At 48.5% G+C, this 610-nt stretch carries 2 tRNA genes and 1 rRNA gene; all 3 read left to right on the forward strand.

The features are described from left to right. Nucleotides 1-101: ribosomal RNA gene (locus ACJBF3_RS26130) — 16S ribosomal RNA — on the forward strand; the annotation flags it as partial. Nucleotides 102-170: 69 nt separating this feature from the next. Beyond that, nucleotides 171-247 (forward strand) — tRNA-Ile (locus ACJBF3_RS26135). 107 nt (nt 248-354) lie between these two features. After that, a tRNA-Ala gene (locus tag ACJBF3_RS26140) sits at nt 355-430 on the forward strand. Nucleotides 431-610 lie beyond the last annotated feature (180 nt).

Here is a 610-nt window from a genome sequence, read left to right on the forward strand (position 1 = left end):
GCTTAACCTTCGGGAGGGCGCTTACCACTTTGTGATTCATGACTGGGGTGAAGTCGTAACAAGGTAACCGTAGGGGAACCTGCGGTTGGATCACCTCCTTACCTTAAAGAACCTGCCTTTGCAGTGCTCACACAGATTGTCTGATGAAAAACAGCAGTAAAAACCTCTACAGGCTTGTAGCTCAGGTGGTTAGAGCGCACCCCTGATAAGGGTGAGGTCGGTGGTTCAAGTCCACTCAGGCCTACCAAATTTTTGCTGATGCTGCGTTGCGGCGACACTCACATACCTAAGTATGCTTCGTGTCACCACGCCTTGCCTCAACAAAAATTACCGGTACAGAGGTTGGCAAACGATGGGGCTATAGCTCAGCTGGGAGAGCGCCTGCTTTGCACGCAGGAGGTCTGCGGTTCGATCCCGCATAGCTCCACCATCTTTTACTGCGAACACAAGAAAACTTCAGAGTGAACCTGAAAAGGTGCACTGCGAAGTTTTGCTCTTTAAAAATCTGGATCAAGCTGAAAATTGAAACGACACACATGTTATGTGTGTTCGAGTCTCTCAAATTTTCGCAATCAGAAGTGAAACATCTTCGGGTTGTGAGGTTAAGCGA

Origin of the sequence: Enterobacter sp. PP-008-ECC_S150 (assembly GCF_045257065.1) — a bacterium.
Lineage (GTDB): Bacteria > Pseudomonadota > Gammaproteobacteria > Enterobacterales > Enterobacteriaceae > Enterobacter > Enterobacter chengduensis.